We start from the raw sequence: 9,559 nt of genomic DNA, 5'->3' as shown, positions 1-9,559 counted from the left end.
TATCAGAAGAGAAAGCATCTGAACTGGTAAATTATATCCAGCAACGAGCACAATGGAGAGGAAGTATTCCTTTCTTGGTAGCTTTAGACACCAAAGGTGATGTACAATTTGTTCAAGCCGGTATGCTTCCAGAAGAATCTCTAGAAGAACTCATTTCACAACTTTCAAAAAACAACTAGAGCATTCTAACTTAATCTCACAATACCATTGTGTATTGTGATGACACCTTCAAGTTCTGCCTCATATACCCTGTCACCAAATTTTTTAAATATGTTAGATTATAAGGTTTACAATAATATTCATGTAAAATATATAGAAAACTTTATAGCATTAGGGAAGTGTAAAATGATTTATTGGGGTTATTTAGGTTTGGCAATCGTATTTGAGGTGATAGGTACACTTTCATTGAAATATGCTTCTGTGAATAATTCACCAATCTACAGCACTATTATGGGAGTAGCATATGTCATTTCATTCACTCTTTTGTATTTCGCAATCAAAAAGATAGATATTGGTATAGCCTATGCTGTATGGGCAGGAATGGGTACAGCACTCATAGCAATACTTGGAGTGTTTGTCTTTAATGAAGTGATGAATGTTGCAAAAGCATTTTTTATCACCTGTATCATCGTAGGTGCAGTAGGTTTGAAGTTTATGAGTGGCGGTCACTAAGGTTAAGATAAAACCTTATAAAATATATAACTTTATAAGGTTTTCTCTTTACATTATTTGCCTCAAAATTCGTAGTATATTTTAGGGTTTTTTGTTGTAACTGACAGCGTTGGCAAGGCTAAAAGTAAATTGTCGTGTATAGTTCGAAGGACGTCTTGTACCGACTATAGAAACTTTAGGACGTTTAAGTAGATTTAGATTACCCTTATATAACAGTGTAGAAGGATATTTCTTCATAGCTTCTAAATTAGATATGTATTGGGTAAGCAGAGGACTCATAGTATGCCTTTTTAGTCGTATGATATCATAGGGTCAAAGCTACCATAAAAAATATTTCAAATTGCCATATTTAGGGGAGTTGCCTATTATCTGTAAAGCTCATCAATATAAACCAGTTCAACATCCGCAAAGATACTTCCTGCAGTAGATAGTGCCTTCATAGTCATTTGATGTGGATGCCCAATAGCGATCGCATAGCCTTTTTTCTTAGCCTTACTTACCGCCTTTTGAAGCTGCTTATGTATATAAGGAACATTATGTTCATTGTCTATAAAAACATCTCTTGCAACATAAGCATCACCAAGTTCATCTGTGATCTTCGGTACTTTGGTAGAAGCTATCGTACGGCTGTCTACAAAAACAAATCCCTCTGTACGAAGTGCATTATAGAGTGTCTGCATCGCACCATAGTTATCTGTATAAACAGAACCTGTATGATTGTTAACATAACGTGCAGAAGGAAACAGAGTTCTTACTTCTTTCACTCTGGCTTTTATCTGCTCTTCACTGAACGTAGTAATAAGTGTCTTAGTCTGCTTATTGAACTGTGCACTCCCTGACTCCATTGGTAAGTGGATCATATAATGTTCCAAGCCTTTGGCTAAGTTATGTGATGTCATAGAACGTTGAGATGGTGGAAATATGGATGGTGTTATCTTCAAACCTGTGGCTTGTATCTTATTGAGCTGACTCCTGTTTGAGACATCATCAATGATGATTGCAAGCTTTGGTTTTCCACCCTTATCAGCCAACATTACTCTGTTGTACTTCTTGGTCTCTAATAGATCTTCTTTTACTGTTTCATCGATTAAAGGTTTGGAAGGGGTTTGTCTATCTTTACTGACTTCCGTTTTTAAAGAAAGTTCTTTTTTCTCTTGAGGCTTTTGTGTTTTGATCTTCGAGAGATCTTCTAAAAGTTTCTTTTTACTCTCTTTTTCATGTGTCTTATAGGTCTGTGCTATCGGTGTATGCGCATTAAGCATATCGTTCTGTCCCAAAAAATATCCAAAAGCCACCATAGATATCATCAAAAATACACCTAAGACAATAAAAAGACTTTTTTTGAAAGTAGTATTTTTTCTACTTTTTCTTTTTGTTGTCGGTGTTTTTCTCGTAGAAGATCTGGTATTTGTTTTTTTAGGTTCTGTTGCCATAAATTTCACTAGTTTTAATTTTCAGCTATTGTAACAAAGTAGCATTAAGAATGAGTATAAAATTTTGTATGTTTAAAGAAAAGTCTATAAGAAAAAAGCTAACTAAAGATTTTTGGTAAGTTGTACTTAGATTTATGTGCTTGGGTAAAGGAGCATACGTCAGTATGTAACTGCACCCATCACAGAAAGATGAGTGCAAATAACCAAAAAGATTAGTTAGTTTCTTGGTCTACGATTTTGTTTGCAGAGATCCACGGCATCATTTCACGAAGTTTATTACCAGTTTTAGTAATTAACTTTTCTTTGTCGTTGTTACGCTCAGCATTCATACGAGGGTAACCTGCTTGACCTTCAAGGATAAAGTCTTTCGCAAATCTACCATCTTGAATTTCAGTTAAGATATCTTTCATCGCTTGTTTTGACTCAGCGTTGATAACTCTCTTACCAGAAACATAATCACCATACTCAGCTGTGTTTGAGATAGAGTATCTCATGTCAGCAATTCCACCTTCGAACATAAGGTCAACGATAAGCTTAAGCTCATGAAGACATTCGAAGTATGCAAGTTCTGGAGCATAACCAGCTTCAGTTAAAGTTTCGAAACCAGCTTGTACAAGTGAAGCAGCTCCACCACAAAGAACAGCTTGCTCTCCGAAAAGATCCGTTTCTGTTTCGTCTTTGAAAGTAGTTTCGATAATTGCAGTTCTACCACCACCGATAGCTGATGCATAAGAAAGAGCAAGCTCTTTAGTTGTACCGCTTGGGTTTTGACCAACAGCGATGAGATCTGGAATACCACCACCTCTTACAAACTCAGAACGTACAGTATGACCTGGTGCTTTTGGTGCGATCATTGTAACGTTGATGTCTGCTCTTGGTGCAACTCTTCCGTAGTGGATGTTAAAACCGTGTCCAAATGCAATAGTAGCACCTTCTTTAAGGTTTGGTTCGATTTCATTTTCATAGATCTCTTTTTGGTTCTCATCTGGAAGAAGGATCATGATCACGTCAGCTTTTGCAGATGCATCTGCTACAGTCAATGTTTCAAAACCTTTAGCTTCAGCTTTAGCCCAAGACGAACCGTCTTTTCTTAGTCCTACAACAACTTCTACACCAGAATCTCTAAGGTTTTCTGCATGTGCGTGCCCTTGTGAACCGAAACCGATCATTGCTACTGTTTTTGACTTGATGATGTTGATATCACAATCTTTGTCATAATATACATTTAAAGTTGACATTTATTATCCTTGATGTACGAAGTACGAAAATTTTCGCGATTATATCCAAATATAACTTATTAACGTGAATTTTACCTACAATTATTTTTTATGATATAATAAATATTCATACAAAAAAGGAGTGACTTTGATTGAATTTCTCAACGAGACTGTTCTATGGTGGCATTGGATCGTTTTTGGTATCGGCTTACTTATTTTAGATATGACCATGGGGACATTTTTCATCCTCGGACTGGGAGTTGCCGCAATTATTGTGGGGATTCTAGACATATATTTGGATCTATCCTTTACCGTAGAACTTACTATTTGGATGATACTTTCCATCCTTGCCATTGCTGCTTGGTTCAAGTGGTTTAGAGAGAATCCTATTACAGATAGCGGACAGTCAAACTACAGACTTGACACTTTAGGTGTCGTCATGGAAGATATACAACCACATAGTAGAGGAAAAGTCACTTTTGATACTCCTGTGCTGGGCAATACCTCGTGGCATGCTACAGCCAAAGTAGACATAGACAAAGGCTCACGTGTACAGATTGTACAAATCAATGGACAACTCATAGAAGTTGAACCTATAAAATCTTAAGGAATTCATCATGGAAGCATTAAACATCGTTGTCATTTTAGTCATTGGTCTTATCGTTACCCTATATAAGGGTATCAATATCGTTCCACAGGGTGAAGAGTGGGTCGTTGAAAGACTGGGTAAATTTTCTCGTACACTCAACCCTGGGCTTAACATCATCGTTCCATATATTGAGGCAGTACGTCAACGTATCACCACAAGAGATATCATTTTAGACATCCCGCAACAAGAAGTGATCACTAGAGATAATGCTGTGATTCTTACCAATGCCGTAACCTTTATACGTGTGACGAACCCAAGGGATGCACTTTATGGGATCGAAGATTTCAGACTGGCTATCCAGCAACTGGTGATGACTACATTGCGTTCTATCTTGGGTGAAATGAGCCTGGATGAAGCACTCTCAAACCGTGAGCAGATCAAAACTAGACTCAAAGACCAGATCGTTGATGATGTAGCGGACTGGGGAGTGACGGTCAAATCTGTAGAGATACAAGACATCTCACCATCAGCTTCTATGCAAGACTCTATGGAGAGACAAGCAGCAGCAGAGAGAGAAAGAAGAGCCATCGAAACTACTGCCGAGGGTAACAAAAATGCTGCCATCTTGGAAGCTGACGGTAAACTGGAAGCTGCAAAAAGAGAAGCACAGGCACAAATAGCTCTGGCAAATGCGTCAGCAGAAGCCATTAGGCTTATAAGTGACAACATTCAGGATAAAGAACTGCCTGCCATGTTCTTACTCGGAGACAGATACATCAATTCACTCGAGCAAATAAGTAAAAGCGACAACTCCAAATTTGTCATTTACCCTGCAGATCTGCAAGGGGCTATTAAAGGGATGTTAGGGAATGTGTTTAAGAAGTAAACATTATTGAACTAATGTAGCTTTTATAAAAAATAATAACCTTATAAAGTGATATATTTATAAGGTCTCCAGTTTCTGAAAAGTGAAAATTCACTTACATTAGTACATATTTATTACACTTACAGAAGCATGCCGATTACTCCAAATCCCAATACGAGCATTACTATAGGTACTCTCATAGCAGTCAATGCAAAATAACCTACAATGACCAATGCCATGTCTGCAGGTGTTAAAACTGCACTTATAAATACAGGGTTATATAGTGCTGATAGCAATAATCCAACAACGGCTGCGTTAATACCCCAAACTGCACCCGCTACTTTTGGTCTTGCAGCAAGTGATTCCCAAGCTCCTTGGAAACTTAGAAGCAGTAAAAAGCCGGGTAAAAATATTCCTACTGTTGCAATGACAGCTCCAAAAAATTGATTATCAGCAGACAAATCCGCGCCAAGAAAAGCTGCAAGAGAAAACATTGGACCAGGTACAGCCTGCGCAGCAGCATAACCTAGCAAAAAGTTATCCGTAGAAATGGCATCCCCTAATGTTTGTTGCAATAAAGGTAAAACCACATGACCTCCGCCAAAAACAAGACTTCCTGATTGGTAAAAGTCAGAAAATATTTCTATCCATTGTGAGACAAATGTAAGCATTGGCAAACCAATAAAAAGCATAAAAAACAATATAAGAGGCAGCATATTGACACGAACTTTTGTTATAGTGTCATACCTGTCAGTTTTATGATAGATCATACCTAAAAAAGCCGCAAGAACCAAAGCGCCCATCTGCATCCATAAACTGGGAAATAATAACAGACCCGTAGAGGTTAGCACAGCAATCGCGATAGAGATCCCATCTTTACAAAATGCTTTAAACATACTAAGTACAGCATCAGCAACCACAACCACAGCAAGTAGTTTGAGTCCATGAACAACTCCTCCAAATAGATCACTGGAATTTTCCGTATTTACGGTAGCAAGAAAATAGAGTAAGAAAAAAGACGGGAGTGTAAAACCTAAAAATGCTGCTATACCTCCGAAAATACCTGCACGACGAAGTCCGATAGCAAAACCTATCTGGCTTGATCCCGGACCAGGCAAAAACTGACTTAAAGAGATTAATTTTGCATAGGATTGTTCATCAATCCAATTAAGTTTTTGAACAAAAGTCTTTTGAAAATAGCCAATATGTGCAGCAGGTCCACCAAAACTAATAAAACCTAATCCTAAAAACCTCCAAAATACTTCCCAGATTTTATACACTTATCTAACCTTTTTTATTTTAGACTTTTATTATAACATGTGGCATGCACTATTTGTATAGTCCATAAATAAAACTAAAATATTTTTCGAAAAGGGTTCATTTTATTCATTTCATTTACATCTTCATGCATATATTTTATATTATTATCAATACGTTCTACAGTGTTTGCCATACCTTCAAGTGTTACATTCACTGAGTGTATATCAGAACTCATGGTAATAATTGAATTGTCCATTGATTTTATATGGTGTGAAATACTAACCATTTCATTACGCATAGCATGAAGATCTGAAGCTATTGAGTCCATATTATTTGAAAGAGACGATATAAGTCCAGACAGGTTATAACCACCGATACCCACTATAAAAGTTACAACAACTAATAAAATATATGCAAATAGTCGATCCCCTTTACTTCTTTTATCTAGCACTTCAGCAAGACATCTTTCCTGTTCCTGTGTCATACTTTACTTTTCCTCTGTTCATTTAAATTTAAAAAAATGCTTTATCTTTTACTTATTTATATATTAAGGGTCTATCCTAATATTATTTTAAATAATAATTATTATTATAACACAAGTATATAGCATTACCGTAGCATTGATGTAATATTTATGTTAGTTTTGTAAAATATAATTTTAAAAAGTACTTAATCTGTTAATATAGGAGATTTTATCATGGAAATAACTTACTTCGAAAAATGCTGATAGTCTTTCACTCCAGACCAATCACCACCCCACTTCCAACCATACTTTTTAAATAATTGAACAGCTTCATCATCTTTTAATAATACAGCCTTATCTTCATAAGTAGACTCTTTATGTACTCTTTTTCTATAGGTTGCAGATGCTTTATGGGAGATATATCCTTTTCTAGAAATGTAAGGATTTTCTATGGGGTTAATGTCTATGGCTTTTCCATAAGAGTGTTTGGACCACTGTTTACTTCCTGTTGCTTTACGGCAATTAAAAGCTGAAGTATTGTCTGACTCTATCGATTGCCAGTCACTGCCTTTATAGTAACTCACCAATCTCATTTTATTGATAGGATAGTCCGTATTATAAAGTGCTTTAAATATCTCTGTCACCTCAACAGAGACATCTTTATGGACGATCATCTCGCCCATCTGATCTTTACCATTGAAATTGATATGTTTGATGCGCAAATAACGCAGATCTTTCAATGGTACAGGACAACCTTTTTTCCAGGAGTTACCTTTAACCATGCGTTGTTTGATCTGCGGAGTGATCTGCGAGATATCTGATTCAAAAGCAGCAAAAGTCGCTACTGTGAATATAAATGCTGTATAAAATAGTTTTATCATACATCTATTATAACGTATTGTATGATTTACTTTCGGTTTGCACCTCTATGGTATATTAAAATAAAAATACCTATGAAGGATAGAACACAATGGAACAATTTAAAACGTATGCGCTCATGACCGGGCTTACCCTACTTTTTATCTGGTTTGGCGGTATGATAGCCGGACAGACAGGGATGGTCATCGCTTTTGTCGTAGCAGCTGGAATGAACTTTTATGCCTATTACTATAGTGACACCCAAGTGTTGAAACATTACCATGCCATACCTGTAGACCATAACAGTGCTACAGGACTCTATGAGATCGTAGAAAGACTGACTCATCGTGCAAATCTACCGATGCCTGCACTCTACATCATCCCTGAAGAACAACCCAATGCATTTGCCACAGGGAGAAACTATGAAAATGCAGCCGTAGCTGTAACTGAGGGACTCTTGAAGTTGATGACAGAGGAAGAAGTAGAAGCTGTGATCGCGCACGAACTCAGTCACATTAAACACTACGATATGCTCATCGGTACAGTCACGGCGACCATCGCCGGAGCCATTGCCATGCTTGCTCAGTTTGGTATGTTCTTTGGTGGAGGAAGAGACAGACCTAACCTTCTTGTTACACTGGCACTGATGTTTATCATGCCGCTGGCCGCAAGTATCATACAAATGACGGTGAGCAGAAACCGTGAGTTTATGGCAGATGCTGGTGCGGCAGAAATGACAGGGCATCCTGAATGGCTCCAAAGTGCCTTGGCTAAACTGGACAACTATGCCAGAGGAACTGTGATGCATGATGCAGACCCGCAAACAGCGCATATGTTCATCATTAATCCTTTCAGCGGTAAAGATATGTCACTGAAACAACTCTTCAGTACACATCCAAGTACGGATCAAAGAATAGAGAGACTTGAAGCGTTAAAGTAATATAATTACTCTTAATGAAAACAACAAAATTGTTTACTGTAAATACCATTGAAGAGAGCCTTTAATCATGTCCCCATTTGCCATACAACTTATGCATGGATGTCTAATTTCAGATATCGAACAAGAAGATCAAAATACGTTTCAGGCACTTCAGCAACTGGGTGCTCTCGAAGAAATCGATGGACTATGGAAACTGAAATCTATCTATCGTGTGGGTAGACTCTATATAGGAAAAGACGGTAAAGGGTATGTAGAAGCAGAGTTCAAAGAGCAAAGGGATCTACTGGTAGAAGCTGATGACCTTTGGGGTGCAAAACATGGTGATGTGGTCGTTGCTAAACGAATCATCGCTAGACGTGGACGTGCCAGCGGTAAAGTACAACTTGTTATCACCAAAGCACACCTCTTTACCATCGCCTATACACACAGAGATGAACGAGATAATTTCCTTATACTCAACATCCGTACAGGAGAACCTACACATGCCGTGATGGATGGTATGGACTTAAAAGCATTTAAACTGGGGACGGTGCTCAAAGTTGATGTCGATGATGATAAAGTTTTAGAAGTGATGGGAACCCTGGATGACCCAAAAGTAGATGAAAAGATCTCACTCGCACTCTACGAACGTGAAGATGCCTTCCCTCCTGAATGTGTCACAGAAGCACTGGAAGTTGAACTGGAAGTTACAAAAGAGGAGCATCTGGACCGTATAGATCTCACGCATCTTGATTTCTGTACGATCGACCCAGTCACAGCAAAAGATTTTGATGATGCTATCTATTTTGATATGGAAGCCTATACACTCTATGTTGCCATCGCAGATGTCAGTCATTATGTGCCTTACTTTACAAACATAGACAAAGAAGCAAAAAAGAGAGGTTTTACCACTTACCTACCGCACAAGTCGTTCCCTATGCTTCCTCGAGAACTCAGTGAAAATATCTGTTCACTCAAACCCAAAGTAGACAGACTAGCATTTGTGGCAAAGATAGAATTAGACAGAACAACACTGAAACCTTTGGAAGAAGAATTCTTTGAAGCTATCATTCACTCAAAACACCGTTTTAATTATGAAAATATAGATGATATATTAAATAATCCAATTACAGATATCACTGGTACTGTAGCTGACATTTTAACATGGTTACTCCCTCTACAAAAAATAACAGTGAGACTACATAATGAAAGACTCAAACAAGGATTTGACTTTAGAAGTGAAGAGACTAAACTCAGTATTGATGCCAACCATCTGCTTGTAA

At 37.6% G+C, this 9,559-nt stretch carries 11 protein-coding genes; 5 read left to right on the top strand and 6 right to left on the bottom strand.

Features of this window, described 5'->3' with window-relative positions:
• The first annotated feature begins 345 nt into the window (after positions 1-345).
• Entirely contained in the window at positions 346-672 is a 327-nt protein-coding gene (locus WBM70_RS11285) for a DMT family transporter (protein ID WP_424558602.1), read from the top strand.
• Between the two features lie 81 nt (positions 673-753).
• Here the strand turns inward: WBM70_RS11285 and WBM70_RS11280 are convergent, their stop codons facing one another.
• The 3 genes from WBM70_RS11280 to ilvC all read right to left on the bottom strand — a co-directional run bounded on the left by WBM70_RS11280 (position 754) and on the right by ilvC (position 3,343).
• Positions 754-951, bottom strand: a complete 198-nt coding sequence (locus tag WBM70_RS11280) for a DNA-processing protein DprA (RefSeq protein WP_424558601.1) — start codon at positions 949-951, stop codon at positions 754-756.
• 86 nt (positions 952-1,037) lie between these two features.
• The gene (locus WBM70_RS11275) at positions 1,038-2,105 is read right to left on the bottom strand and encodes a divergent polysaccharide deacetylase family protein (RefSeq protein WP_424558600.1); all 1,068 of its coding nucleotides are present in this window, start codon (positions 2,103-2,105) and stop codon (positions 1,038-1,040) included.
• 212 nt (positions 2,106-2,317) lie between these two features.
• Positions 2,318-3,343: a ketol-acid reductoisomerase gene (gene ilvC, locus WBM70_RS11270; protein ID WP_424558599.1), complete on the bottom strand. Its 1,026-nt coding sequence runs from the start codon at positions 3,341-3,343 to the stop codon at positions 2,318-2,320.
• 127 nt (positions 3,344-3,470) lie between these two features.
• Here ilvC and WBM70_RS11265 point away from each other — a divergent pair, with 127 nt between their 5' ends.
• Entirely contained in the window at positions 3,471-3,929 is a 459-nt protein-coding gene (locus WBM70_RS11265) for an NfeD family protein (protein ID WP_424558598.1), read from the top strand.
• Between the two features lie 10 nt (positions 3,930-3,939).
• Positions 3,940-4,797, top strand: coding sequence for an SPFH domain-containing protein (locus WBM70_RS11260; RefSeq protein WP_424558597.1), 858 nt, complete (start codon positions 3,940-3,942; stop codon positions 4,795-4,797).
• Positions 4,798-4,916: 119 nt separating this feature from the next.
• Here the strand turns inward: WBM70_RS11260 and chrA are convergent, their stop codons facing one another.
• The 3 genes from chrA to WBM70_RS11245 all read right to left on the bottom strand — a co-directional run bounded on the left by chrA (position 4,917) and on the right by WBM70_RS11245 (position 7,380).
• Complete coding sequence (chrA, locus tag WBM70_RS11255) at positions 4,917-6,056, bottom strand: chromate efflux transporter (RefSeq protein WP_424558596.1); 1,140 nt, start codon at positions 6,054-6,056, stop codon at positions 4,917-4,919.
• Between the two features lie 74 nt (positions 6,057-6,130).
• On the bottom strand, positions 6,131-6,520 hold the full coding sequence (locus tag WBM70_RS11250; RefSeq protein ID WP_424558595.1) for a hypothetical protein: 390 nt from the start codon (positions 6,518-6,520) through the stop codon (positions 6,131-6,133).
• A gap of 224 nt (positions 6,521-6,744) precedes the next feature.
• Positions 6,745-7,380: a M15 family metallopeptidase gene (locus tag WBM70_RS11245; protein ID WP_424558594.1), complete on the bottom strand. Its 636-nt coding sequence runs from the start codon at positions 7,378-7,380 to the stop codon at positions 6,745-6,747.
• Positions 7,381-7,469: 89 nt separating this feature from the next.
• Here WBM70_RS11245 and htpX point away from each other — a divergent pair, with 89 nt between their 5' ends.
• Together htpX and WBM70_RS11235 are read left to right on the top strand one after the other, a co-directional pair.
• The gene (gene htpX, locus WBM70_RS11240; protein WP_424558593.1) at positions 7,470-8,297 is read left to right on the top strand and encodes a zinc metalloprotease HtpX; all 828 of its coding nucleotides are present in this window, start codon (positions 7,470-7,472) and stop codon (positions 8,295-8,297) included.
• A gap of 67 nt (positions 8,298-8,364) precedes the next feature.
• Positions 8,365-9,559, top strand: a 1,195-nt coding sequence (locus tag WBM70_RS11235; protein ID WP_424558592.1) for an RNB domain-containing ribonuclease, incomplete at its 3' end; no start/stop codon positions are given.

It is taken from the genome of Sulfurovum sp., from assembly GCF_049668085.1.
In the GTDB taxonomy this organism is placed as follows: Bacteria; Campylobacterota; Campylobacteria; order Campylobacterales; family Sulfurovaceae; genus Sulfurovum.
This window is presented reverse-complemented; position numbering and strand designations above follow the sequence as displayed.

What these genes read in the sequence shown, in the direction of transcription:
- WBM70_RS11260 (WP_424558597.1), top strand. Translation starts at nt 3,940, where the DNA reads ATGGAAGCATTAAACATCGTTGTCATTTTAGTCATTGGTCTTATCGTT.
- htpX (WP_424558593.1), top strand. Translation starts at nt 7,470, where the DNA reads ATGGAACAATTTAAAACGTATGCGCTCATGACCGGGCTTACCCTACTT.
- WBM70_RS11250 (WP_424558595.1), bottom strand. Translation starts at nt 6,520, where the DNA reads ATGACACAGGAACAGGAAAGATGTCTTGCTGAAGTGCTAGATAAAAGA.
- WBM70_RS11275 (WP_424558600.1), bottom strand. Translation starts at nt 2,105, where the DNA reads ATGGCAACAGAACCTAAAAAAACAAATACCAGATCTTCTACGAGAAAA.
- ilvC (WP_424558599.1), bottom strand. Translation starts at nt 3,343, where the DNA reads ATGTCAACTTTAAATGTATATTATGACAAAGATTGTGATATCAACATC.
- WBM70_RS11280 (WP_424558601.1), bottom strand. Translation starts at nt 951, where the DNA reads ATGAGTCCTCTGCTTACCCAATACATATCTAATTTAGAAGCTATGAAG.
- WBM70_RS11245 (WP_424558594.1), bottom strand. Translation starts at nt 7,380, where the DNA reads ATGATAAAACTATTTTATACAGCATTTATATTCACAGTAGCGACTTTT.
- WBM70_RS11285 (WP_424558602.1), top strand. Translation starts at nt 346, where the DNA reads ATGATTTATTGGGGTTATTTAGGTTTGGCAATCGTATTTGAGGTGATA.